The 25,850-nt window shown below is 65.7% G+C and carries 20 protein-coding genes and 1 pseudogene; 14 read left to right on the plus strand and 7 right to left on the minus strand.

Annotation, left to right across the window (positions count from 1 at the left end; translation table 11 throughout):
* Positions 1-141: 141 nt before the first annotated feature.
* The 7 genes from AC07R1_RS06235 to AC07R1_RS06265 all read left to right on the plus strand — a co-directional run bounded on the left by AC07R1_RS06235 (position 142) and on the right by AC07R1_RS06265 (position 9,293).
* Entirely contained in the window at positions 142-1,971 is a 1,830-nt protein-coding gene (locus tag AC07R1_RS06235) for an extracellular solute-binding protein (RefSeq protein ID WP_011061583.1), read from the plus strand.
* On the plus strand, positions 1,968-3,821 hold the full coding sequence (locus AC07R1_RS06240; protein WP_077934212.1) for an extracellular solute-binding protein: 1,854 nt from the start codon (positions 1,968-1,970) through the stop codon (positions 3,819-3,821). The genes AC07R1_RS06235 and AC07R1_RS06240 overlap by 4 nt, the downstream gene beginning before the upstream one ends.
* Before the next feature lie 2 nt (positions 3,822-3,823).
* The gene (locus AC07R1_RS06245; protein ID WP_011061585.1) at positions 3,824-4,897 is read left to right on the plus strand and encodes a microcin C ABC transporter permease YejB; all 1,074 of its coding nucleotides are present in this window, start codon (positions 3,824-3,826) and stop codon (positions 4,895-4,897) included.
* Between the two features lies 1 nt (position 4,898).
* Positions 4,899-5,918 carry an ABC transporter permease gene (locus tag AC07R1_RS06250; RefSeq protein WP_011061586.1) on the plus strand — a complete coding sequence of 340 codons (1,020 nt, stop codon included), beginning with the start codon at positions 4,899-4,901 and terminating at the stop codon, positions 5,916-5,918.
* Position 5,919: 1 nt separating this feature from the next.
* Positions 5,920-7,530: an ABC transporter ATP-binding protein gene (locus AC07R1_RS06255; protein WP_072441657.1), complete on the plus strand. Its 1,611-nt coding sequence runs from the start codon at positions 5,920-5,922 to the stop codon at positions 7,528-7,530.
* 22 nt (positions 7,531-7,552) lie between these two features.
* The gene (gene fabI, locus AC07R1_RS06260) at positions 7,553-8,347 is read left to right on the plus strand and encodes an enoyl-ACP reductase FabI (RefSeq protein ID WP_011061588.1); all 795 of its coding nucleotides are present in this window, start codon (positions 7,553-7,555) and stop codon (positions 8,345-8,347) included.
* A 70-nt stretch (positions 8,348-8,417) separates the two neighbouring features.
* Positions 8,418-9,293: a hypothetical protein gene (locus tag AC07R1_RS06265; RefSeq protein ID WP_495110286.1), complete on the plus strand. Its 876-nt coding sequence runs from the start codon at positions 8,418-8,420 to the stop codon at positions 9,291-9,293.
* Positions 9,294-9,356: 63 nt separating this feature from the next.
* Here the strand turns inward: AC07R1_RS06265 and AC07R1_RS06270 are convergent, their stop codons facing one another.
* From AC07R1_RS06270 to AC07R1_RS06280, 3 genes are all read right to left on the minus strand, one after another.
* Positions 9,357-10,325: a sensor domain-containing diguanylate cyclase gene (locus AC07R1_RS06270; protein WP_011061590.1), complete on the minus strand. Its 969-nt coding sequence runs from the start codon at positions 10,323-10,325 to the stop codon at positions 9,357-9,359.
* 98 nt (positions 10,326-10,423) lie between these two features.
* Complete coding sequence (locus tag AC07R1_RS06275) at positions 10,424-11,596, minus strand: NnrS family protein (RefSeq protein ID WP_011061591.1); 1,173 nt, start codon at positions 11,594-11,596, stop codon at positions 10,424-10,426.
* Complete coding sequence (locus tag AC07R1_RS06280) at positions 11,583-11,840, minus strand: hypothetical protein (RefSeq protein WP_041118491.1); 258 nt, start codon at positions 11,838-11,840, stop codon at positions 11,583-11,585. The genes AC07R1_RS06275 and AC07R1_RS06280 overlap by 14 nt, the downstream gene beginning before the upstream one ends.
* Before the next feature lie 335 nt (positions 11,841-12,175).
* Here AC07R1_RS06280 and AC07R1_RS06285 point away from each other — a divergent pair, with 335 nt between their 5' ends.
* Positions 12,176-14,620 carry a hypothetical protein gene (locus AC07R1_RS06285; RefSeq protein WP_495110287.1) on the plus strand — a complete coding sequence of 815 codons (2,445 nt, stop codon included), beginning with the start codon at positions 12,176-12,178 and terminating at the stop codon, positions 14,618-14,620.
* A gap of 9 nt (positions 14,621-14,629) precedes the next feature.
* On the opposite strand, the gene AC07R1_RS06290 is transcribed toward AC07R1_RS06285, so the two are convergent.
* A complete protein-coding gene (locus tag AC07R1_RS06290) occupies positions 14,630-16,717 on the minus strand; it encodes an EAL domain-containing protein (protein WP_011061594.1) in 2,088 nt (695 codons plus the stop codon).
* A gap of 324 nt (positions 16,718-17,041) precedes the next feature.
* Between AC07R1_RS06290 and AC07R1_RS06295 the strand changes: the two genes are divergently transcribed.
* From AC07R1_RS06295 to AC07R1_RS06315, 5 genes are all read left to right on the plus strand, one after another.
* Positions 17,042-17,575, plus strand: coding sequence for a sigma-70 family RNA polymerase sigma factor (locus AC07R1_RS06295; protein ID WP_065364181.1), 534 nt, complete (start codon positions 17,042-17,044; stop codon positions 17,573-17,575).
* 3 nt (positions 17,576-17,578) lie between these two features.
* Entirely contained in the window at positions 17,579-18,550 is a 972-nt protein-coding gene (locus AC07R1_RS06300; protein WP_495110288.1) for a FecR domain-containing protein, read from the plus strand.
* A gap of 99 nt (positions 18,551-18,649) precedes the next feature.
* The gene (locus tag AC07R1_RS06305; RefSeq protein WP_495110289.1) at positions 18,650-21,124 is read left to right on the plus strand and encodes a TonB-dependent siderophore receptor; all 2,475 of its coding nucleotides are present in this window, start codon (positions 18,650-18,652) and stop codon (positions 21,122-21,124) included.
* An 84-nt stretch (positions 21,125-21,208) separates the two neighbouring features.
* Positions 21,209-21,712 (plus strand): VOC family protein, encoded by a 504-nt coding sequence (locus AC07R1_RS06310; protein WP_011061598.1) that lies wholly within the window; start codon positions 21,209-21,211, stop codon positions 21,710-21,712.
* A gap of 25 nt (positions 21,713-21,737) precedes the next feature.
* Positions 21,738-22,616, plus strand: a complete 879-nt coding sequence (locus AC07R1_RS06315) for an AraC family transcriptional regulator (protein ID WP_495110290.1) — start codon at positions 21,738-21,740, stop codon at positions 22,614-22,616.
* A gap of 13 nt (positions 22,617-22,629) precedes the next feature.
* Here the strand turns inward: AC07R1_RS06315 and AC07R1_RS06320 are convergent, their stop codons facing one another.
* The 3 genes and pseudogenes from AC07R1_RS06320 to AC07R1_RS06330 all read right to left on the minus strand — a co-directional run.
* Positions 22,630-23,214, minus strand: coding sequence for a LysE family translocator (locus AC07R1_RS06320; protein ID WP_015635834.1), 585 nt, complete (start codon positions 23,212-23,214; stop codon positions 22,630-22,632).
* 143 nt (positions 23,215-23,357) lie between these two features.
* On the minus strand, positions 23,358-24,431 hold the full coding sequence (locus AC07R1_RS06325) for a methyl-accepting chemotaxis protein (RefSeq protein ID WP_428480450.1): 1,074 nt from the start codon (positions 24,429-24,431) through the stop codon (positions 23,358-23,360).
* Between the two features lie 168 nt (positions 24,432-24,599).
* Positions 24,600-24,962, minus strand: a pseudogene (locus tag AC07R1_RS06330) (PAS domain-containing protein); the annotation flags it as partial.
* Between the two features lie 309 nt (positions 24,963-25,271).
* Between AC07R1_RS06330 and AC07R1_RS06335 the strand changes: the two are divergent.
* Positions 25,272-25,811, plus strand: coding sequence for a GNAT family N-acetyltransferase (locus AC07R1_RS06335; protein ID WP_220222744.1), 540 nt, complete (start codon positions 25,272-25,274; stop codon positions 25,809-25,811).
* Positions 25,812-25,850 lie beyond the last annotated feature (39 nt).

Here is a 25,850-nt window from a genome sequence, read left to right on the forward strand (position 1 = left end):
GAACAGCCTTCGCCGGCAAGCCGGCTCCTACAGGAAATTTCAATTGCACGAAGCGCGCGCCAGCGAGCTTTTTCCTGCTGATACAAGCTGTTACTGTACGGAGCACAAAGCCCAAGCCGCCTGGATCGGATCTCTGTCTCGATGCGTCCCCTGCTCCTGCTCTTCATCAGCCTGGCCTTGAGCTTTCCCGCAAGCGCGACGATCACCGAAAGTCACGGTTACGCGCAGTTTGGCACGCTCAAATACCCGGCAAAGTTCACCCATTTCGATTGGGTCAACCCCGCTGCGCCCAAAGGCGGCACCTTGCGGGTCATGGCCTTTGGCACCTTCGACACCCTCAACCCCTACACCTTCAAGGGCACCAGCCCGGTCGCCACGCCGAATTTCCTGCAATACGGGGTCAACGAGCTCAACGAACCCTTGATGGTGGGCACCGGCCTGTATGCGCCTTCCGGTGATGAGCCGACTTCCAGCTACGGCCTGATCGCCCGCTCGGTGGAATACGCCGAGGACCGCAGTTGGGTGGTCTTCAACCTGCGCCCCGAAGCACGCTTTCACGATGGCAAGCCGATCACCGCCTACGATGTGGCGTTCTCCTATCGCCTGCTGCTCAAGGAAGGCCACCCGCAATACCGCACCAACCTGCAGGAAGTGCAGCGGGTGGATATCCTCGGCCCGCAGCGCATCCGCTTCGTGTTCAAGCGTGCCGGCAACCCCTTGCTGATCCTGCGCCTGGGCGAACTGCCGGTGCTGCCCCAGCATTACTGGAAGGATCGCGACTTCAAGGCCACCACCTTCACCCCGCCCCTGGGCAGCGGCCCGTACCGCATCACCCAGGTACAGCCCGGGCGCCAGCTGGTGTTCGAACGGGTCAAGGACTACTGGGGCAAGGACCTGCCAGTCAACCGCGGCTTCAACAACTTCGACCGGGTCGAAGTGGAGTTCTACCGGGACAGCGACGTGGCCTTCGAAGCCTTCAAGGCCGGCGAGTTCGACATCTATATCGAGCACCAGGCCAAGAACTGGGCCAACGGCTATAACTTCCCGGCGGTCAACCGCGGTGAGGTGATCAAGGCCCAGGTGGCGCACCAGATCCCGACCCAGACCCAGGGCCTGTTCATGAACACCCGCCGCGCCACTTTCGCCGACGTGCGGGTGCGCGAGGCGCTGGGCATGATGTTCGACTTCGAGTGGACCAACCGCACTCTTTTCAGCGGCGCCTACCAGCGCGCCCTGAGCTACTACCCCAACAGCGAGTTCTCCGCCACCGGGGTACCGCAGGGCCATGAATGGCTGCTGCTCTCGCCCTACCGCGAGCAACTGCCCGCCAGCCTGTTCAGCCAGGCCTTCAGCCTGCCGCGCACCGACGGCCGCGGCATCCCGCGGGACACCCTGCGCAAGGCCCTGGGGCTGCTCGGCGAGGCGGGCTGGAAGCTCAATGGCCAGCGCCTGCAGAACAGTGCCGGGCAGCCGCTGCGCTTCGAACTGATGCTGGTCAACCCCAACCTGGAACGGATTCTCCAGCCCTACGTGGAGAACCTCGCGAGCATCGGCATCGACGCCCGCCTGCGCACCGTGGACCGGGCGCAATACAAGCAGCGCCTGGACCAGTTCGACTACGACATGATCCTCATGACCCTCAACCAGACCCTGAGCCCGGGCCTGGAGCAATGGCAGTACTTCCACTCCAGCCAGGTCTCGGTCAAGGGCAGCAAGAACTACGCAGGCATCAACAACCCGGTGGTCGATCACCTGCTGGAACAGCTGCTGGCCGCCCAGACCCGCGACGACCAACTGGCCGCGGGCCGGGCCCTGGACCGGGTGCTGCTGTGGCAGCACTACATGATTCCCAACTGGTACCTCAACTATCACCGCCTGGCCTACCGTAACCGGTTCGCCTTCGTCACCACGCCGCCCTATACCCTGGGCCTCGGCGCCTGGTGGCTGAAGTCCATGGAGAACGCCCAATGATGCCCCTGCGTGCCCTGCTCCTGCGCACCAGCGGCCTGTTGTTCAGCGCCATCGCCTGCTATGCCCAGGCTGCGCCGCAACACGCCGTGACCCTGTACAACGAAGCGCCGAAATACCCGGCGAACTTCCAGCACTTCGACTTCGTCAATCCCGACGCGCCCAAGGGCGGCACCTTCCGCATGGCCGGCTTCGGCAGCTTCGACAGCCTCAACCCGTTCATCAGCAAGGGCGTGCCGGAGCTGAACATCGGCCTGGTCTACGACACCCTGATGGCCCAGAGCCTGGATGAGCCGTTCACCGAGTACGGCCTGGTGGCCAGCAAGATCGAGAAAGCCCCGGACAACAGCTGGGTGCGCTTCTATCTGCGCCCCGAGGCGCGCTTCAACGACGGCCAGCCGATCCACGCCGAAGACGTGGTGTTCAGCTTCCAGACCCTGATGAGCGCCGGCTCGCCGCTGTACCGCGGCTACTACGCTGACGTCGACCAGGTGATCGCCGAAGACCCGCAGCGGGTGCTGTTCAAGTTCAAGCACACCAACAACCGCGAGCTGCCGCTGATCCTCGGCCAGCTGACGATCCTGCCCAAGCACTGGTGGCAAAGCCGCGACTTTGCCAAGAGCAACCTGGAGATTCCCCTGGGCAGCGGCCCTTACAAGGTCACCGAGGTCAAGGCCGGGCGCTCGATCCGCTACGAGCGGGTCAAGGACTATTGGGCCAAGGACCTGCCGGTCAACCGCGGCTTCTACAATTTCGACGTGATCACCAGCGACTACTACCGCGACAACACCGTGGCCCTGGAAGCGCTCAAGGCCGGCCAGTTCGACTACTGGCTGGAAATGAGCGCGAAGAACTGGGCCAACGCGTACAACATTCCGGCCGTGGCCCAGGGCCGCCTGATCAAGGAGCAGATCGCCAACGGCAACCCCACCGGCATGCAGGGTTTTGTCTTCAACACCCGCAGGCCGATGTTCCAGGACGTGCGAGTGCGTCACGCGCTGAGCCTGCTGCTGGACTTCGAGTGGAGCAACAAGCAGCTGTTCAACGGTGCCTACACCCGCACCCGCAGCTACTTCGAGAACTCGGAAATGGCCGCCACCGGCCTGCCGGGGCCCGAGGAACTGGCCATCCTCGAACCGCTGCGGGGCAAGATCCCCCCGCAGGTATTCGACCAGGCCTTCTCCCCTTCGGTGTGCGACGGCAGCGGGATGATCCGCGCGCAGCAGCGCCAGGCCTACCAGCTGTTGCAGGAAGCCGGCTGGCGCATCGTCGACGACAAGATGGTCGACGCCCAGGGCAAGCCGGTGGTGATCGAGTTCCTGCTGGCCCAGACCGAGTTCGAGCGCGTACTGCTGCCGTTCAAGCGCAACCTCAGCGACCTGGGCATCGACCTGGTGATCCGCCGGGTCGACGTGTCCCAGTACATCACCCGGGTGCGCTCGCGGGACTTCGACATGATCGTCGGCAGCTTCCCCCAGTCCAACTCCCCGGGTAACGAGCAACGCGAGTTCTGGATGTCCTCCAGCGCCGACAAGCCCGGCAGCCGCAACTACATCGGCCTCAAGGACCCGGCCATCGACAGCCTGGTGGAAAACCTGATCAACGCCGATTCCCGCGCCAGCCTGGTGGCCCACGCCAAGGCCCTGGACCGGGTCCTGCAATGGGGCTACTACGTGATTCCCAACTGGCACATCAAGACCTGGCGCGTGGCCTACTGGGACCATATCGGCCACCCCAAGGTCGCGCCCAAGTACGACATCGGCGTCAACACCTGGTGGATCAAGCCCGGCGCCAAGCCGGCCGTTGAACCGACCCCGGACAACCAGGCGGCCCCGGCCGAAGCGGTGTACTGACCATGCTGGCCTATATCTTTCGCCGCCTGCTGCTGATCATCCCCACGCTGCTGGGCATCCTGCTGATCAACTTCGTGATCATCCAGGCCGCGCCCGGCGGCCCGGTGGAGCAGATGATCGCCAAGCTCGAAGGCTTCGACGGCGCCACCAGCCGCATCGCCGGCGGCGGCGCCGAAGTCTCGGTGGCCGGTTCCAGCTACCGCGGCGCCCAGGGCCTGGACCCGGCGCTGATCAAGGAAATCGAGCACATGTACGGCTTCGACAAGTCGGCGCCGGAACGCCTGTGGATCATGATCAAGAACTACGCCACCCTGGATTTCGGCAACAGCTTCTTCCGTGACGCCAAGGTGGTGGACCTGATCAAGGAGAAGATGCCGGTGTCCATCTCCCTCGGGTTGTGGAGCACCCTGATCATGTACCTGGTGTCGATCCCCCTGGGGATCGCCAAGGCCACCCGCCACGGCAGCCACTTCGATGTCTGGACCAGTTCGGCGATCATCGTCGGCTACGCGATCCCGGCCTTCCTGTTCGCCATCCTGCTGATCGTGGTGTTCGCCGGCGGCAGCTATTTCAACTGGTTCCCCCTGCGCGGCCTGACCTCCAACGACTTCGACCAGCTGAGCTGGGGCGGCAAGATCCTCGACTACTTCTGGCACCTGGCGCTGCCGGTCACCGCCCTGGTGATCGGCCACTTCGCCACCATGACCCTGCTGACCAAGAACAGCTTCCTCGACGAGATCAACAAGCAGTACGTGGTCACCGCCAAGGCCAAGGGCCTGACCCAGCGGCGGGTGCTCTACGGCCATGTGTTCCGCAACGCCATGCTGCTGGTGATCGCCGGCTTCCCCTCGGCCTTCATCGGCATCTTCTTCACCGGCTCCCTGCTGGTGGAAGTGATCTTCTCCCTCGACGGCCTGGGCCTGATGAGCTTCGAGGCAGCGATCAACCGCGACTACCCGGTGGTGTTCGGCACCCTGTTCATCTTCACCCTGCTGGGGCTGGTGGTGAAACTGATCGGCGACCTGACCTACACCCTGGTCGACCCTCGCATCGACTTCGACAGCCGGGAGCATTGAGATGAACCTGTCCCCCCTCAATCGCCGGCGCTTCGAGCGCTTCAAGGCCAACAAGCGCGGCTGGTGGTCGCTGTGGCTGTTCCTGGTGCTGTTCGTCCTCAGCCTGGGCGCCGAGCTGATCGCCAACGACAAGCCGCTGGTGGTGCACTACGAAGGCGGCTGGTACTTCCCGGCCCTCAAGCGCTACCCGGAAACCACCTTCGGCGGCGAATTCCCCCTGGAAGCCAACTACAAGAGCCCCTACATCCGCGAACTGCTGGCGCAGAAGGATGCCTGGGTACTCTGGGCACCGATCCCCTTCAGCTACCAGAGCATCAACTACGACCTGCGGGTACCGGCCCCGGCGCCGCCCTCGGCGGACAACCTGCTGGGCACCGACGACCAGGGCCGCGACGTGCTGGCCCGGGTCATCTACGGGTTCCGGGTGTCGGTGCTGTTCGCCCTGACCCTGACCATTCTCAGCTCCATCATCGGCGTCATCGCCGGCGCCCTGCAGGGCTTCTACGGCGGCTGGGTGGACTTGGTGGGCCAGCGCTTCCTGGAGATCTGGTCCGGCCTGCCGGTGCTCTACCTGCTGATCATCCTCGCCAGCTTCGTGCAACCCAATTTCTGGTGGCTGCTGGGGATCATGCTGCTGTTCTCCTGGATGAGCCTGGTGGACGTGGTGCGGGCCGAGTTCCTGCGCGGGCGCAACCTGGAGTACGTGCGCGCGGCCCGGGCCCTGGGGATGCAGAACGGCGCCATCATGTTCCGCCATATCCTGCCCAACGCCATGGTCTCCACCATGACCTTCATGCCCTTTATCCTCACCGGCGCCATCGGCACCCTCACCGCCCTGGACTTCCTCGGTTTCGGCCTGCCGCCGGGGGCGCCATCCCTCGGCGAGCTGGTGGCCCAGGGCAAGTCCAACCTGCAGGCGCCCTGGCTGGGCATGAGCGCCTTCGCCGTGCTGGCGATCATGCTCAGCCTGCTGGTGTTCATCGGCGAATCCGCCCGCGATGCCTTCGACCCGAGGAAATGACATGACCCAGGACAACCTGATCGAAGTCCGCGACCTGGCGGTGGAGTTCGTTACCGGCGAGCACCGCCAGCGGGTGGTGCAAGGCGTCAGCTTCGACATCAAGCGCGGCGAGACCCTGGCCCTGGTGGGCGAAAGCGGCTCGGGCAAATCGGTCACCGCCCACTCCATCCTGCGGCTGCTGCCCTACCCTCTGGCGCACCACCCCAGCGGCACCATCCAGTATGCCGGGCACGACCTGCTGACCCTGAAAGAGAAGACCATCCGCCATATCCGCGGCAACCGCATCGCGATGATCTTCCAGGAGCCCATGACCTCGCTGAACCCGCTGCACAGCATCGAGAAGCAGATCAACGAAGTGCTGGGCATCCACAAGGGCCTGACCGGCAAGGTCGCCACCCGGCGCACCCTGGAACTGCTGGAGCTGGTGGGCATCCCCGAACCGCACAAGCGTCTCAAGGCCCTGCCCCACGAGCTTTCCGGCGGCCAGCGGCAACGGGTGATGATCGCCATGGCCCTGGCCAACGAGCCGGAACTGCTGATCGCCGACGAGCCCACCACAGCCCTGGATGTCACCGTGCAGCTGAAGATCCTCGAGCTGCTCAAGGAACTGCAGGCGCGCCTGGGCATGGCGCTGCTGCTGATCAGCCACGACCTGAACCTGGTGCGGCGCATTGCCCACCGGGTCTGTGTCATGCAGAAGGGTTGCATCGTCGAACAGGCATCCTGCGAAGATCTGTTTCGCGCGCCGCAGCATCCCTACACCCGGGAACTGCTGGCCGCAGAACCCAGCGGCCTGCCGGCGGCCAACGAGATTGGCCCGCCGCTGCTGGAGGTTGACAACCTCAAGGTCTGGTTCCCGATCAAGAAAGGCCTGCTGCGCAGCACCGTGGATCACGTCAAGGCAGTGGACGGCATCCACTTCAGCCTGCCCCAGGGCCAGACCCTGGGCATCGTTGGGGAAAGCGGCTCGGGCAAGTCGACCCTGGGCCTGGCGATCCTGCGCCTGATTGCCAGCCAGGGCGGCATTCGCTTCGAGGGCCAGCAACTGGACAGCCTGACCCAGCAACAGGTTCGGCCGCTGCGGCGGGAAATGCAGGTGGTGTTCCAGGACCCTTTCGGCAGCCTCAGCCCGCGCATGAGCGTGAGCCAGATCGTCGGCGAGGGCCTGCGCATCCACAAGATAGGCAGTGAGCAGGAGCAGGAACAGGCCATCATCGAAGCCCTCAAGGAGGTCGGCCTGGACCCGGACACGCGGCACCGCTACCCCCATGAGTTCTCCGGCGGGCAGCGCCAGCGCATCGCCATCGCCCGGGCCCTGGTGCTCAAGCCGCGGCTGATCCTGCTGGACGAACCGACTTCGGCCCTGGACCGCACGGTGCAGCGCCAGGTGGTGGAACTGCTGCGCACACTGCAAAGCAAGTACAACCTGACCTACTTGTTCATCAGCCACGACCTGGCGGTGGTCAAGGCCCTGAGCCACCAGTTGATGGTGATCAAGCACGGCCAGGTGGTGGAACAGGGGGACGCCGGGGGCATCTTCGACGCCCCGCAACACCCTTACACACGGCAACTGCTGGAAGCCGCCTTCCTGGCTCCGGCAAGCGCCGAATAACCTGAAACAGGAGTAGCAACATATGGGTTTTCTCGCTGGGAAGCGTGTCCTGATCGTAGGTGTCGCCAGCAAGCTGTCGATCGCCTCCGGCATCGCTGCCGCCATGCATCGTGAAGGCGCCGAGCTGGCCTTCACTTATCAGAACGAAAAACTCAAGGGCCGGGTCGAGGAATTCGCCACAGGCTGGGGCTCCAGCGCCGAGCTGTGCTTCCCTTGCGATGTGGCCAGTGACGAGCAGATCGCCCAGGTCTTCACCGCGCTGGGTAAAAAATGGGACGGCCTGGACTGCATCGTCCACTCCGTGGGCTTCGCCCCTGGCGACCAGCTCGAAGGCGACTTCACCGACGCCACCACCCGCGAGGGCTTTCGCATTGCCCACGACATCAGCGCCTACAGCTTCGTGGCCCTGGCCAAGGCCGGTCGGGAAATGATGAAGGGCCGCAACGGCAGCCTGCTGACCCTGTCCTACCTGGGCGCCGAACGCACCATGCCCAACTACAACGTGATGGGCATGGCCAAGGCCTCCCTGGAAGCCGGCGTGCGCTACCTGGCCGGCTCCCTGGGCCCGGAGGGCACCCGGGTCAACGCCGTTTCCGCCGGCCCGATCCGCACCCTGGCAGCCTCGGGGATCAAGAACTTCCGCAAGATGCTGGCGGCCAACGAGGCGCAAACCCCGCTGCGGCGCAACGTCACCATCGAAGAAGTCGGCAACGCCGGCGCCTTCCTCTGCTCGGACCTGGCCTCGGGCATCAGCGGCGAGATCATGTACGTGGACGGCGGTTTCAACACCACCGCCATGGGCAACCTCGACGAGTGATCTGCGGCGGTGGCGAGGGGGCTTGCGCCCTCGCCACCCTGCCCCTTCCTGCTCATTGGAAAGGCCAAACATGAAGCTGTGCTATCTGTTGCTCGTGCTGTTTCTAGCCGGCTGCGACAACACCCAAGATACCGCCTCGAATAAAACCCGGAGCAGCGTCGCACGCCTGCACATCCCCTTGGACACACCGGTTGCCGAGTTCCTGGAAAAGAGCCCGGTGAGCTTTACCGCCGACTGCCTGGATGCGGTCCACCTATGTTGGTATGAGGCGGATCGTCAGGGAGCACTCCTTGACCTGAGCCTGGCACAGCCCGAGGGCACGCTTGAACTGGATCAGGTGGCCGGACTGCTGATTACCGTTGATGGCAATACCTCAAACACCATCCAGGAATTGAACATCGACCTTCGCGGGCTGCCGGACAACAGCACTCACAAGGCCAACAAGGCGCTTGTCTATAACCTTCTCAGGACGTTGAAGAACGCTGGATGGCAAAAATACTACTTCCCTTCCGACCCCCGAATAGCCGCTGGCGAGTTGCACAAGCTGGACTGGAAGGAAAGCCTCCTGGGTACCCAGCCACTCAGCCACCCGCTGTTCGATGCCAACCATGAGATGAGCCTTGAGCAGTGGCTGGGCAACAACATGTTCTATGACTGGTATCTCTATCACGGCAACTACATTGCGCATGTCCGAGCCCTGCGCTACGACTCGAAAATCGCCCCCCTGCAAAGCGCTGTCTACCTGATAAGCCTGAACCTGATGTCCCTGGACACGTTCTGGACCCGCGACTTTGCAGAGGCACAAAGAGCCCAATGGAGAACCCTGTTCCCTGCGCATTTGAAAGAACGGCTGCAACGTCGCTCAGAAGTTGAAAGCCGGGCCAGGGCGGCCGGGGTCGACATCGAGGAAAGCTATAGCCCACCGCTGATGGAGCGCGGCCAATAGCGCCCTGCCACTGACGCCCTTCCCTACCCCGCGTCACCGGGCAGGGCTTGGCGGCAGCAACCCTCAGCGAGCCCGCTTGCTCGCCTGCTTGTGCAGGTACATGGCCTTGTCGGCGTCCGCCAGCAACGCCTCGATGTCGGGATGGCGTTCGGCGTCGTATTCGATCTGGCCGACGCTGAAGCGGATGTCATAACCCCGCTTCAAGGTGGCATTGCGCTCGTCGAGAATCTCCCGCAGGCGCGCCATGATCGCCGAAGTCTCGACATGGTCGGCAGCGGTCAGCAGGGCCACGAATTCATCGCCCCCCAGGCGGCCGATCACGTCGCTCTCGCGAAAGGCGATGCGCAGCACGTCGGCGAAGGTCTTCAGGGCGCCGTCGCCTTCGGCATGGCCGTAGGTGTCATTGATCTGCTTGAAGTCGTTGAGGTCGAAGAACAGCAGGGTCGCCGGTTTTTCCAGGCGCTTGCACACCCCCAGGGCATGCCGGGCCAGGGCCTCGAATCCGCGGCGATTGGACAGCAGGGTCAGCTCGTCCATGCTGGCCATCTGCACTGCCGCCAGTTCCTGCTCGGCCATGCGCGCCAGGTCCCGTAGCAGTGCCCTATCCTCGTCGTCCAGGTCGCGGGGCTTGATGTCGATCAGGCACAGAGTGCCGAGCTTGCTGCCATTGGTCACCGTCAGCGGGCAACCGGCATAGAAGCGGATGCCCGGCGCGCCCACCACCAGCGGGTTGTCGTGGAAGCGTTCGTCCAGGCCGGCGTCGGGCACGGTGAGGATCTGGTCACCGAGGATCGCGTGGCCACAGAAGGAAATGTCCCGCGAGGTTTCGCTGACGTCGAGCCCCACGCAGGACTTGAACCATTGGCGGTCGGCATCCACCAGGCTGACCAGGGCAATGGGCACGTTGAACAGACGCTTGGCCAGCCGGGTCAGACGGTCGAAACGCTCCTCCGGTGAGGTGTCGAGCACATTCAGCTCCCGCAGGGTCTGGATTCTCAAGGCCTCATTGTTGGGTTTGCTGGGATACAACATCGCTGACTCCATTCGCGGCTAAGATCCCAAGCGTAGTCCAGAATAACGACGGCTTATCATCTAAAGCGGCGCGGCAGGAGCCAGTGAACAGGTGGCCCTCACAACCGGGGGGTCAACAGAATCCTTCCGTAGCCAGCCACGAACACGGCAAACGCCAGGCCTGCCAGCAGCGCTGAAAGGCCCAGCCCCAGGCTGCTGAACGGCACCAGCAGGACCCGGCACAGGGCCGCCAGGAACAGCAGCGCAAAGCCACCGGCCATGGCCCGCGAAGCCTGCAGGGGCCGGCCACTGTGGCCGAGGCTGACCCGCGCCACCATGCCCAGCACCAGCCCGCCCAGGCCACCCACCGCCAGGGCATGGGTCACCAGGCTCTGGGGTATCGACCAGCCCAGGTGCCAGAGGGCCATGCCCAGGGTTGCCAGGGCCAGCCACCCGTAGGCCAGGTACAGCGACCAAAGCAACGGCACCCGCCACAGCCCCGGCCGGTGCCAGCGCCACAAGCGCCAGCCTTGCAGCCCCGCCAGCAGGGCGAACAGCGGCGCCAGCCACCCGCGGGGAGCGTCACCGCCGCCCAGGGCCATGGACAACGCGGCCAGCAGGCTGCCCACCAGCAACACCCGGGTCGGCCAGGGCGATGTCGGCGCCTGGGGGGGCAGTTGCAGCCCGCGCTGGATGAAGAAGGGAATCACCCGGCCGCCGATCACCGTCATCAGGGTCGCCACCAGCCACAAGGCGCCCAGTTCGCCGCGCCGCTGCCAGCTGTCCTGGTGTTCCAACAGGCCCCACAGGGTCAGCCCCTGAAACAGCGCCAGCAGCCCCAGGACCAGGACCATGGGGTAGTTCTCGCGCTTGCCGGCGCACCACAGCTCGCGCCCGATCACCGCCGCCAGCAACGGCATGAACGCCAGTTGCACCACAACGAACAGCGGGCCCGGCAGCGGCAGCCACCAGGCCAGGCGCCCCGCCAGCCACAGCAGCCACAGCAACAGCAACGGCGTACGGCTCAGGCCCGGGCGGCCGGTCCAGTTGGCCACCGCCGTCAGCAGGAAGCCGGCAACGATCGCCACGGCAAAGCCGAAGAGCATTTCGTGACGGTGCCAGGCCAGCATCCCGGCCACCGGTTGCAGGCCCGCCAGCGCACCATGCAGCCACAGGCCCCACCCCACCAGGGCAAGGCAGGCGAAGCCGGCGCCGGCGAGGAAGAACGGGCGGAACCCCAGGCTCCAGAGGGGCTGGCCGGTCCAGCGGTGCCAGGCTTCAGGCAAAGACACAGGCAGCCCTCCCCTGGCACTGGGCCATGCGCCGCTGGGCCAGCAGGCGCATGACATAACCGATCTTCAACAGGGTCGGCCCGATAATCACCAGGCTGTGCATCAGCACCAGGGTGGCGATAGGCAAATGGCCGGAATGGACATAGGCGGCGTACACCCCCAGGCCCAGCAACAGGCTGCCCGACCACAGCAGCGCATTGGACAGGTGCAGTACATGCAGCGGCGAATCGAAGTAACGGCTCATGTCGACAACTCCTCGAACACACAATGGCATGACTGGCCCTTCACGTTTCATGCCAGCGCGCAGAGCCCGTAAAACCGGGCCCCTGCCACCTCAAGAGTCTTTATGACCAGATAAAGAAGAAGTCATAAAGACCGCCAACGCAGTCAATATGACTGCATTTTTCCCCGCTGCCCTTTTTCGCCGGCAAGGGCAGATTGCCCCTCTTGAGCCAATCCCCCCTCTGCAGGAGCGAGCTTGCTCGCGATGCATCGGAAAACGCCGCGCACTTCCTGTAGACCCGCGTTATCGTTGACGCCCATCGCGAGCTCGCTCGCTCCCATACAAGGATGTCGCCGATGCCCGAAGCTTCCTCCCCCGCATCCGAAAAGAGCCTGTCACGCCTGTTGCTGGAGTTGCTCTGGCAGTTGGCCGCCCTGCTCATCCCGATCTTCTTCGTCACCCTGCTGCCGCCCCCGGCGGCCCTGGGGGTGTTGCTCGGCTGCGCAGCGGCGATGACCCTGGCGGCGCGCCTGGGCTGGCCTAAAACCGCCCGCGGCCTGGCGCGGCTGATGATCAGCGCCGCGTTCGGCCTGGGCTTCAGCCTGGGTCGGGCCCTGCCGGCCTACTGGGATATCGCCGCCGCCTTCACCAGCATCTTTGCCGGGCTGGCAGCGGTCAGCCACCTGGAACGCCGCCTGGGGCTGGTGCAGCCGAGCCACACACCAATCAGCGCCTGGGGCGGCAACGAACCGCAACAGACCCCGGAGGGCCAGCCGATCCGGGTGTTCAATCACGGCGAGATCGCCATGGGCGGGCCCACCTATTGCGACTACCTGTTCCCCGATGGGGTGCTGCTGCAAGGGCTGGGGTCCTCGGCGCGGTTTTCCAGTGACGGGCGCTACTTCGCCGCGCCGCTGCCTTCCAGGCAACACTGGGGGCTGGCCATCCTCGACCGTGAACAGCGCCGCCTGTACCGCTGCAACCGGGAACACTTCTGGGAGCTGGATGCCTTCAGCGCCGACACCCTCAGCGGCCGCCACAGCCCGCTGGTAGACAACGGCCAGCACCAGGCCAGCCTGAACAGCCTGCTGCAGGAGGCCGAATGCGTCGAACTGGTAGCGATAGCCGATCTCTGGCTGGAGCCGGGCCAGTGGCTGGAGGCCCTGGCTCGCCAGGATTTCGAAGAAAGCGCACCCCACGGCAGCCACCGGCTGGACGCCAGCCTGGCGCTGCCGGCCAGCCTCAGGGCCCTGGAGCAACCCCTGGACCCCCTGCGCACGCCGCCCTATCGCATAAGCATCGACGGCCAGCCCAGCGGCTTGCTGCTGCGGGCGGACGCACCCCGCATCTGGCGCGACGATGGCCGGGCCCTGGCCTGCATCGCCCACGAGCAGGCGCAGCCTGAGGCCGCGTGCTGCTGGCTGTGGCAGGCCGACAAGGGCTGGCGGGCATTGCCCGCGCCCTGGGTCGCCAGCCATGCAGAACCATCCTTCTACCCTGGCCCGCTGCTCAGCCTGGATCGCCACTGGCTGGGCTACAGCGCATACCTGGACCTGGCCGAGGCGGACCACGGGCGCTACGGCTATCGCTTGCACAGTACCCACAGCGACAGCGAAACCGGCGTCGGCCACGACCGGCAAGGCTGCCTGCAAGTGGCGCCGCTGCCGCTGACCCGCACCCAGTTACTGCAGCCCCTGGACGGCAGCGGGGCCCGGGGCGAAAGCCGGATCCAGTCCCAGCCCCTGCTGGGCGAGCAGCGCGCGCTGTTCAGCTGGCTGACGGACAACCCCCGGGGCCTGGGTGCCTACCGATGCCAGATCGGCACCTGGCAACTGCCCGGGTGCTGGTTGCTGGACCATCGGGTTTCCGATTGCCAGCGCTACCTGGCCCTGCTGCCCTGGAGCGAGACCCTGGATCTGGCCCCCCAGGTGGTGGTGGCGGACCTGCAACAGCAGCGCCTGATCTACAGCCCGGCACTGCTGGCGGCGCGCCTGCTGGACTTTCGCCAGGGCCGCCTGAGCCTGACCGTGCTGGTCGGGCGCCTCGACCCGGACCACGCCAGCAGCCCGCTGCAACGCTTCAACCGGCCGGCGCCCGCACCTGAACACGCCGCGGCGTTCTGTACCGAAGGCCCGGCCTCGCAGCCCTGCTATGAGCGCCAGGACTGGCAGGTGATCGATGACCAATTGCAGCCCGTGGCGCCCTGGCGCCTGGTGGATCGGCCTCAGGCCGCGGTCGCCGAGGGTGACTTTATCCAGCCTGCCCCCGATGGCCGCGACGCCGCGTGGCTGTTTGGCAGCGAAACCGAGTACGCCGACAGCTGGCTGCGGGAAACCAGCCCGCGGCTCGGCGGCCACCTGCTCACCGCCTCCGGCTGCGCAGTAGGCGATCTGGCCCCGTCGCTGATCTGGTCCACCGACGCCCGCTACCTGGCCTTGACCCGGCTCCGGCTCGGCGCCGGCGACCCGCAGCAGGGCTACCGCGCCTGGCAGTTGCTGCTGCTCGATGTGCAGGAACGCAGCCTGCGCATCGCCCCCGACTGGATGCGCCACCGCCCGCTGTTCCAGCACTTCGATGCCCGGGGCCTGGCGCTGCAGCTGTTCGAGCGGGATTGGCAGGCGGCGGACGATCCCGATCCGGGCCACAGCCTGGAGTGGGCACTGGAGGACCTGTTGCGCCTGCCTGCCGAACCCTTGCGTGAACACCAGGGGCTGTGGCTGAACGCCACCGATTGGCCCCAGGCCCGGGCGTGGCAGGCGCTGCGCCGCCCGGCGCACCCGGCCTTCCGCGCCGGGGCTTGAGCCCCGGGGTCAATCGGCCTTCAGTGCCTGGGCGTCCCGCGCGCGCTGGCTGACAAAACCGGGGATCTGCTCCCCGGGCAAGGATTTGCTGTAGTACCAGCCCTGGATGGTCAGCTCGGCACTCGATTGCAGGAAATCCAGCTGCTCGCGGGTTTCCACCCCTTCCACCACCACTTTGAGCTTGAGGGTTTCGCAAAAACGCAGCAGGCCGTTCAACACCTGGGCGCCCTTGGGTTCACGCTGGGCGAGGACAAAGCTGCGGTCGATCTTGATCCCGTCCACCGGGAACTGGTGCAGGTAGCTCAGGGCGGAAAAGCCGGTGCCGAAGTCATCGATATAGACCCGGGCGCCCAGCGCATGGAGCTTGCCGATCCATTGCTGGGTCAGCAGCGCATCGCCCACCAGGGCATCCTCGGTAATCTCCACCGACACCTGGCCCTGGGCCCGGGCCAGAATCTCCAGCAGGCGCTGGCCATGTTCCCGGGAGGCCAGGGTGGCGCTGGAGATGTTGATGGTGATGGGCAGCTCGAAACCGACCTTGCGCCACGCCAGGTGCTGGCGCACCGCCTGGGACGCCACCCAGAAATCCACCTCGGGCATCAGCTTGGCCTGGCCCAGCCACTGCAGCAGTTCCCAGGGCGACTGCACCTTGCCCTCGCGGTCACGGGCGCGGATCAGCGCTTCGCAACCGCTGCACAAGCCGCTGTCCTTGATCACCTGGGGCTGATACTCCAGGTGGAAGTCGTAGTCGCTCAACTGCTGGATACGGGCCAGTTGCAAGGACTGCTGGGCGGCCTGCTGGTAGGACGCCACCATCGGGTCCAGCTCGAACAGCCGGCCCCGCTCCTCAAGGCCATGGAAGGTGGTGTCGAAGGTTTTCAGGTAGACCTGGGCACTTTGCTCGCCCTGGCGCTGGATACTGCGCACATAGGGCATGTAGATCAGGATGCCGACCCCCAGCAGCAGCCCTTGCAGCAGCACCGCGCCCCAGTCGCCCTGGGTGCTGAGGTAGGCATTGAGCAGCACCGGCGAGGTAAAGGGCAGGCTCACCAGCGCCGGGCTCACCCACCCCAGTTGCACCACCAGCAGCGCCAGGCAGGCATTGACCATCGGCACCAGCATGAACGGTACCAGCAGGCGCGGGTTGAGGATGATCGGCACACCGAACAGCAGCAGTTCGTTGACGTTGAACAGCGACAGCGCCAGGCTCGCCAAGGCCAGCAGACGCATGGAACGGTTGCGCGAGAAACCGAGGATCGCCAGCACCAGCGCCAGGGAACCGCCAGAGCCGCCAATGAAGGCAAAGCAGCCCAGCAGGCCGCTGTTCAAGGCATAGCGCAATGGCCGGCCAGCGGCCTGATCCGCGGCGTTGAGCGTCACGGCCTGGTCCATCACATCCATCAGCGGCTGCATGGCATGGGCGCCATGAATGCCGAAGAACCACAGCAGCGAATTGGTCGAGGTCAGGAAGATCGCGTTGAGGTAGGGGTTGTCCAGGTCGTCGATATCGATCGGCCGCTCGACGTAGGCAAAATCATGGAACTGCAGCAGCAGTTGCAACACGCAGACCAGCACCAAAGAGGTCACCATCCCCGGCAGCACCATGTTGATGGTGCCCTTGAGGTTGTGCCCCACCAGCCCCTCGTCCACCAGCCGGGTCCAGCGCTGGCGGTGCAGCCGGGCCATCAGCGGCACATTGACCAGGGGCGAGGCGATGGCGATGAACAGCACGAAGGTCGCCGCCGCCCGCGGGTAGTCGCGCAGCAGGTAGATGGCGATCACCACATGGGACAGGCAGAGGAAGGCCACCGGCAGTTGGGGCAGGCGGTATTTGATTGCCAGCATGTAGCCGATGGACGCCGCCACCAGCAGGGGAATGATCGAACTGATGCGGTTGTGCAGGCCGGTCAGCAGCTCCACCAATGCTGGCGGCGCACCCAGCGCCTGGGCGCACTGGCCGAGGATCAGCAGCAGCGCCGAGACCAGCAGGCATGGCAGCAGCCACAACAGGCCTTCGCGGATCGAGCGTAAAGACTCGGCACCCGCCAGGAGTGCCAGACGATGGGTGAAAAACAGCTTGAACCCCACGTTTCGCATAAGCCCCGCCCCTTTGCCGCTGCGCGCCCGATACCCCCCGGACGTTGCCGCCCGCCCCATGGATACGCAATGCAGCGCCAGGCCATGACAAGCGAATACCGGCGAAGATACCACTGAAGAAACCCCATTCAGCAAGCACTGAATGGCCCCGATCCCAGTCTTTTATCGTCCTGTTCACGCCAGGCTTGACTGCCTGCGCGGCCACCCGCTCAAGCACGGTCGATTGCGCCAGGGCGCGGCGATATCGTTTGCAGGGGCCGATGGCTTTTGCTTTAATCGCGATCAATTCCCATTTACAACCAGATCGCCAGCGGACACGCCTCCTTGCCCTCCACGCCTCTCGCCAGCCCGGACTCGGTCCACAGCCTCTACGACGCCCATCACCGCTGGCTCTACGAGTTGTTGCGCCGGCGCCTGAATCACGCCTGGGACGCCGCCGACCTGGCCCACGACATCTTTGTCCGGGTGCTCAAGCGCCCGCCGGTGCTGCTTGACGAGGTCCACCAGCGTTCCTACCTGGCCACCGTGGCCCGGGGCTTGTGCATCGACCACTGGCGGCGCCGGCAACTGGAGCAGGCCTGGCTGCAGGCGCTGGCTGCACGCCCGCAGGCGGTGCAACCCTCGGCGGAGCAGCAGGCAATCATTGTCGAGACCCTGTACGAAGTGGACGCCATGCTCAGCCGCCTGCCGGCCAAGGTGCGCACGGCCTTCATCCTCGCTCAACTGCACGGCCGGCCCTACCAGGCCATCGCCGATGAGCTGGGGGTATCGGAGCGCATGGTGAAGAAGTACCTGGCCCAGGCCCTGCTGCATTGCGCACTGCTGGAGGCCGAACTCGACGGCCTGCTGGTGGACTGAACCATGGACCCTCGACCCGGCGGCCGGCTCAGCCACGCCTGCCTGCAACAGGCCGCGCACTGGTACGTGCAACTGCAGGACCAGGGCAGCAGCGACGAACAGCGTCGCCAGTGGCAGGACTGGTTCGAGCAGAGCGCGGAACACCGCCAGGCCTGGAGCTATGTCGAGCGGGTCAGCCAGCGCCTGCTGCCATTGCAGGAGGCCAACACCCGCCCATCCGCCAGCCGCGCCCTGAGCGCCGCCCGACGTCCGGTCCTGGCACGGCGCCAGGTGCTCGGTGCACTGCTGCTGGCTGGCCTGGGCTGGGGCACCTGGCGCAACAGCCCGTTGCCCCAGGCCCTGAGCCGCTGGCGTGCCGACTACGCCACCGGCACCGGGGAAGTCCGCGACACGCTGCTCAGCGACGGTACGCGCCTGTGGCTCAATGCCCTGAGCGCGGTGGATGTGCGCTACAGCACCGAGCAGCGGCTGCTGGCGTTGCACCTGGGGGAAATCCTCATCGACACCGCCAAGGACCCGCGCCGGCCATTCCTGGTGCAGACCGAACACGGCCGCCTGCGTGCCCTGGGCACGCGCTTCAGCGTGCGCTGCGGCGCCAGCGACAGCCTGCTCAACGTCTACGCCGGCGCGGTGGAGGTACGCAGCGCCAGTGGCTTGCAGGTGGTGAATGCCGGCCAGCAGCTGCGCTTCGATGGCCGCACCTTGGGTCCGCTGCAGGTCGCCAGTGCCGCCCGCGAAGCCTGGAGCCACGGCCTGCTGCTGGCCGACAACCTGCCCCTGGAGCAACTGCTGGAGGAACTGGGGCGCTATCGCAACGGCCACCTGGGTTGCGACCCGGCCATCGCCCAACTGCCGGTGATGGGCTCTTTCCCCTTGCACGACTCCGACCAGGCCCTGGCCCTGCTGGAAGCGGCGTTGCCGGTGCGGGTCAAGCGCCTGGCGTCCTGGTGGGTGACCCTGGAGCCACGTACCTGAAGCCGGAAAACTTTTTTTCACCTGGCAGGTTCCCTTTTTCCGACGCCCTTCGGTTAACCCGGTAACAGTCCTCACATTGCCGACCCACAAGGGAACCCCATGCCATCACCCCGTCGTTCGCGCCTGCCCTTTCATACCCTGCCCCTGTGCACCGCACTGCTGTGCGGCGCCGCGCCCTGGGCCCACGCCGCTGCCGATGCGGGCCAGAACCAGCCCCAGGCTGAACGGCGCAGCTACAGCATCGGCCCCGGGCCGCTGGTCACGGTGCTCAACCGCTTCGCCGAGCAGAGCGCGGTGTTCATTGCCGGGCACAACGACCTGGCCGTCGGCAAGCAGAGCCCCGGCCTGAACGGCCGCTACAGCGTCGCAGAGGCTCTGCAACTGCTGCTGGCGAACTCCGGGCTGCAAGCCCAGGCGGTCAGTGGCGGCTATGTGCTCAAGGCACTTCCCGCCACCAGCGGCCCGCTGCAACTGGGCACCACGCAGATTTCCGCCCAGGGCCTGGGCAGCGTCACCGAAGGCAGCCAGAGCTACACCACCGGGGCCAGCGCCTCGGCCACCGGCCTCAACCTGTCGCTGCGCGAAACCCCGCAAACGGTGACGGTGATCACCCGCCAACAGATGGACGACCAGGGCGCCACCAGCATCGCCGACACCCTGCGCCGAGCCCCCGGGGTCAGCGTGCAGAACTACGACAGCGAGCGCTGGGAGTTCTCCAGCCGCGGCTTGCCCATCACCAATTTCCAGTACGACGGGGTCAACGCCACCTACGACGGGGTCTACGACTACGGCACCACCAGCACCGACATGGCGACCTTCGACCGGGTGGAAATCATCAAGGGCGCCACCGGCCTGATGACCGGCTCCGGTGACCCGTCGGCCACCGTCAACCTGATCCGCAAGCGGCCGACCAAGGAGTTCAAGGCCTCGGTCACCGGCACCGTCGGTTCCTGGGACAACTACCGCAGCGAAGGGGACATTTCCGGCCCGCTGACCGAAACCGGCAACCTGCGCGGGCGCTTTGTCGGGGTCTACCAGGACCGCAGCTCCTACCTCGACCACTACCAGAACACCAAGGACATCGCCTACGGCGTGCTGGAGGCCGACCTGACCCCTGACACGCTGCTGACCCTCGGCCTGGACCAGCAGAACACCCGCTCCCGGGGCGCCACCTGGACCGGCTTCCCGATGTACTTCAGCAACGGCTCGCGGACCCACTTCTCCCGCTCGTTCAACCCGGCCACCGACTGGAGCCGCCGCGACTTCAAGAACCAGACCCTGTTCACCTCCCTGGAACAGCAACTGGCCAATGACTGGACCCTGAAGGTCAGCTACGACCACCTGCGCCGCCAGCACGACACCCTGCTGGGCTCGGCCAGCGGCGGCAACCCGGACCAGGCCAGCGGCGACGGCATGTTCATGTACATGGGCAAGTTCAAGGGCGACCAGCGCCAGGACAACCTCGACATCAACCTGCACGGCCCCTTCAGCCTGTTCGGCCGCGAGCACGAGCTGATCGCCGGCTTCATGCTGATGAACGCCAGACAGGACATCCCGGTCCACGGTTCGGTGTACCCGCCAGTGGGCGGCAGCATCTACGACTGGCGCGGCGAGTTCGCCAAGCCGGACATCCCGAAGATCGGCGACAACGACATCCTCCAGCGCCAGACCGGCGCCTACCTGGCCACCCGCCTCAAGCCCACCGACGACCTGGCGGTGATCCTCGGCACCCGGGTCAGCGACTTCAAGGGCATCGACAACACCCGCTACCTCGACCCCAGCAGCCCCGACGCACGCCAGCGCTACCAGCAGACCGGCGTGGTCACCCCCTATGCCGGGCTGGTCTACGACCTCAACGACAGCTACTCGCTGTACACCAGCTACACCAGCATCTACCAACCGCAGATGAGCAAGGACGTCGACGGCAAGATCCTCGACCCGGTGCAGGGCGACAGCTACGAAGCCGGGATCAAGGCCGAGTACCTGGATGGCCGGGTCAACGCCAGCTTCGCGGTGTTCCACACCGAGCAGGACAACGTCGCGCAACTGGTGGACGGCTGGGGCATCGACGCCATCTACCGCCCGACCAAAGGCGCGACCACCAAGGGTTTCGAGGTCGAGGTGGCTGGCGAGCTTAGCGAAGGCTGGAACCTGTCGGCCGGCTACAGCTACAACCACACCCGCGACGCCAATCACGACTACGTCTACGGCTCGGTGCTGCAGAGCACCGAACCGCAGCAGGTGGCGCGGCTGTTCAGCACCTATCGCCTGCCCGGCGCCTGGGACCGCCTGACGGTGGGCGGCGGGGTCAACTGGCAGAGCCAGTTCTTCGGCAAGGTGTACCAGCCCGACCCGAGCGATACGGTCAATGGCGGGCATGACTCGCGCATCACCCAGGACGGCTACTTCCTGGTGGATGCCATGGCCCGCTACCAGTTCAGCCAGCACCTGAGCTCGACCCTGAACGTGAAGAACCTCTTCGACAAGAAGTACTACACCGGTATCGGCAACTTCAGCACCGGCTTCTACGGCGAGCCGCGCAGCCTGCAACTGGCCACCCGCTGGGACTTCTAGCCCCGCGCCGATCCACGGTAGCCCGCTCCGGCTGCGGGTTGACTACGCTTGTGCGAGCGTGCTCAACCCGCAGAGGAGCGCCCCATGCAACGCATCCAGACCATCACCCCGTGCCTGTGGTTCGACCATCAGGCCCACGAGGCCGCACAGTTCTACTGCTCGATCTTCGAGCACTCGCGCATCACCCACGTCAGCCACTACGGCAAGGCCGGCTTCGAGTTCCATGGCCGCGCCGAAGGCTCGGTGATGAACGTGACGTTCGAGCTTGACGGCCAGGGCTTCAGTGCCCTCAACGGCGGCCCGGCGTTCACCTTCAACGAAGCGGTGTCGCTGCAAGTGCACTGCCGCACCCAGGCCGAACTCGACCACTACTGGAATGCCCTGGGGTTTGGCGGCCCGAAACAGGCCCAGCAATGCGGCTGGCTCAAGGACCGCTTCGGGCTGTCCTGGCAGATCGTGCCGCAGACGCTCGCGCAGATGATGTGCGACCCCGACCCGGCCCGTTCCGAGCGAGTGATGCAGGCCCTGCTGGGGATGAAAAAACTCGATATCGCGACGCTGCAACGCGCCTTCGACGCGCGAAGCTAATACACTCGTGGCCGGTCCTTGAGCGATGGATATGGCCTTGACGAAAACCGCCCCGCCCTCTGCAGACGCCCCCCTCTTCTGGCGCGATGCGGCCCTGCCCTTCATCGAGGCCCGCTCCATCGCCGACGGGCGCAAGGTCTGCTATTGCGCTCATGCCCATGAGCAGTTCTCCATCGGCTGCATCACCGCAGGGGTCAGTACCTACGTCAGCGAGCAGACGCAAAGGCAGGTGGGCGCCGGCACCGTGGTGCTGATGAACCCCGGGGTGGTCCACGCCTGCAACCCCATCGACGACCAGCCCTGGTCGTACCGCATGCTGTACGTCGACACGCCCTGGCTGACCCGCCTGCAACATGAACTGGGCGTGAGCCCCGAGTTGCAGTTCCAGCCCTTCGAGGAAACCAGCAGCGACGACCCGCAACTCTTCGCCGACCTCGAGCAGCTGTACCACGCCCTCGTGGACCCACAGGCGGAGACGCTGCACAAGCACAGCTGCGTGGTGGCGTTCTTCAGCGAGCTGCAACAGCGCCTGAACCCGGCCAAGGCCCTACCCCGGGAGAACAACCACAAGCTTGAGCGGGCCGCGCAGTTCATCCGCCAGCACTGTACCGAGCCCCTGGACCTGGAACAGATCTGCCAGGCTGCGCAGCTTTCGGCCTCCTACCTGATCCGCGCCTTCAAGCAGCAGTACGGCATGGCGCCCCATGCCTACCTGGTCAACCGGCGGGTGCAGTTCGCCCAGGCCCGCCTGCGCAAGGGCGCGCCGATCGCCGAGGTGGCGCAGGCCGCGGGCTTCGCCGATCAGGCGCACTTGCAGCGCGCGTTCAAGCAGCATCTGGGGGCCACCCCGGGCCAGTACCAGGGGCCGCGACGGGCCAGGCGCGGCGAACCCCAGGCCCACTGACGCCCAGTTGCATTCAAAGCAGCAGGCAGGCCGCGCTGATTGCCAGCAAGGCGGCCATGGCCCGGTTGAACAGGCGCATGCCCGCCGGGTTGCCCAGGTAATGGCGCAAAAAACTGCCGGCATAGGCCCAACAGGCCACCGACAGGTAGCAGATGACCAGGTACACCGCCGCGAACAGCCACACCAGCCGCGCCTCGCCATCGGCGGCGAAGGCCCCCATGCCGGCCACGCAAGCCAGCCAGGCCTTGGGGTTGAGCCACTGCATCAGGGCGCCATACCAGGCCGACGGCGCCCGAGGCTGGCCCTCGGTATCCAGCCGGCCATCGTCCCGGGCCAGCTTCCAGGCCATGTACAGCAGGAAGGCCACGCCGGACAGGCGGATGCCTTGGGTCAGGGCCGGCCACTGGCGCAGCAGTTCGTGCAGCCCCAGGCCGACCAGCACCAGCAACAGGACAAACCCGAGGGTGGCCCCGGCCACATGGCGCAGGCTGGCCCTGAAGCCGAACCGCGCACCGCTGCCCAGGGCGACGATGTTCACCGGCCCCGGGGTAATGGAGGCCGCCAGGGCAAAGGCCGCCATGGAAAACACTACGCTCATCACTTGCCTCTTTGTCTCTGTGGGTTGGAGCCGCACAGACTACGAGGCCGGGGTGAGGCGGTATTGAACAAAACTACCCTGCCGGTGACGGGCTGTCGTGACACCGCGCAGGCCGCGACGAACTTGTGGATCGCGCCCGGCAATCAACTATTGAATCGGGTCACCAGTGCATTGAGTTCATGGGCGGTGGACTCAAGGTCGCCACCAATGCTGCAGGAGTGCACGGCAATATCGGCATTCTGGTCCGAGACCCGGGCGATATTGCTGATCTGCTCGGAGATTTCCTCGGCCACATGGGCCTGCTGCTCCGACGCCGCGGCCATCTGCTGGCTCATCTGGTGAATGCGCTCCACCGCCGAGTTGATGCCGTCCAGCGCCTGCTGGGTGCTGACTACCTGGGCCACCCCGGAGCGCGCCTCCACGCTGCCCTGGCGCGCCACTTCCACGGCCTGGCCCGCCACCTGCTGCAGGCTCTGGATGATGCGCTGGATGCTCTGGGTCGATTCCCGGGTCTTCGACGCCAGGGCCCGCACCTCATCGGCGACCACGGCGAACCCCCGGCCCTGCTCGCCGGCCCTCGCCGCCTCGATGGCTGCGTTCAAGGCCAGCAGGTTGGTCTGCTCAGCGATCGAATGGATCATGTTCGCCGCCACCTGGATCGACTGGGTTTCCTGCGCCAGGCCTTCCACCGACTGGCTGACCGCATCCACCGTATCCGCCAGTTTCTCGATCACCACCCGGGAACGGCGCGCCTCCAGGGAGCCCACCTGGGTCAGCTCGTTGACCTGGTCGGCCGCGGCGGCGGTGTCATGGATGTGCACCGAAACCTCGGCGATCGACGAAGCCATCTGGTTCATCGCCGTGGCCGCCATGTCGGCTTCGTCGCGCTGCTTGCCCAGGGCCGACTCGGCCTGGCGCGACAGGTTCTGGCTGGTGGAAGCCAGTGACGCCGCCTGGTTGGCGTAGTCCCCCAGGCGGCTGAGGGCGGTACGGATCTTCGCCGCCTCGCTGATCAGGATCATCTGCAGGCGTGCCACCGGGCCTCGCTCATCGGTATAGGTGCGGGCAATCAGCTCGCTGTCGAAACTGCCCAGGGACACCGCGCTGATGCGCCCCAGCAACTGCCCGGTGCGGTAGGCGCCGTGGGCCTGCACGGCAAAGAGCCCGAGCAGCGCCACTCCCAGCCCGGCCCAGGGCCCGGCCAGCCAGCCGGCCATGGCGCTGGCCAGTACCGCCAGCAGCGGCGGCAGCACAAACACCCCGGCGCCCAGCAGCCGATGGCGCCAGGGCGTGGCCAGGCGGGTGCTGCGCAGGTGCGAGTACAGGGCGGCGGCGCGCTCCACCTGCTGGCGCTCGGGCTTGACCCGCACCGATTCGTAGCCGGCAATCACGCCCTGGCTGAATATCGGTGTGACATAGGCGTTGACCCAGTAATGATCACCGTTCTGGCAACGGTTCTTGACGATACCCATCCAGCTCTTGCCGTCCTTGAGGTAGGACCACATATGGCCGAACACCGCTTCGGGCATGTCCGGATGGCGCACGATGTTGTGCGGGCTGCCAATCAGCTGTTCGCGGCTGAAACCGCTGACCGCAACGAACTCGTCATTGCAGTAAGTGATCTTGCCATGGGTATCGGTGGCGGAAATAAGCCGTTGTTCGGCAGGAAACACCCGCTCACGCTGAGTCACCGGGAGATTGTTTTTCATTTGAAAAACCTCGCAGGAAGTCTGGTAATTGCTCGTCATGATCAAACAGCAACTGGCGCATCCTGCGATTACCCGAAGACTTCTTCTGCGTACCTGCAGAACTTTCCCGAGCCTGATGAGCAATCCACTACAACAACTGCCCAGCGCCCGACCGAATCGAGTTTAGATAGCACTTTTAATCGCGCTATTGCCTCCAGGGAAATAACTTCCCTGGCAACGGAACTAGATTCAACACTCTTGACCTGGATCAATACTTAGCCTGGCAAGCAATGCCCCGACCGCCTCTGGTTGAGAACCGATGGCCTATCACCTACCTTCTCCAGGCCCCTAAGCCATAGAGCCGCGCCAATGCCTGCCTCCTGCCAAGAAACTGCCCGCCTGCTACTGCGCGCCCCGACCCTGGACGACCTGCCCCAGGCCTGTGCCATCCATGGCGACCCGCAGACCAACCGCTTCAACCCCAACGGCCCGATCAACGCTGCCGCCTGCGCCGACAAGCTGCACGGCTGGATCGAACACTGGCAGCAGCACGGTTTCGGCTACTGGGCCATCGCCCTGCGCAGCGACCCGCAACGGCTGATCGGCTTCGGCGGGATCATGCAGGGCTTCTTCGGCCACGAGCCGGGGCTGAACCTGTACTTTCGCTTGCGCCCCGAGGCCTGGGGCCAGGGCTATGCCGCGGAAATGGCCCGGGCCGCCCTGCACCTGGCCTTCAGCGAACTGCATGCACCGCGGGTCACCGGCCTGGTGCGCCCCGACAACCTGCCCTCGCGGTGCGCCCTGGAGCGCCTGGGGCTGAGCCTGGAAGGCGAACTGGATGATTTTCCCGGCCAGGCGCCGAGCCTGCTGTACCGCATCAGCGCGCCGGACAACCCAGGCCCGGGCTGACCCTCAGGGCAGGCACCCTGGCAGCCTGCGCGGCGGACT

Source organism: Pseudomonas sp. GW821-FHT07F01, assembly GCF_059418825.1.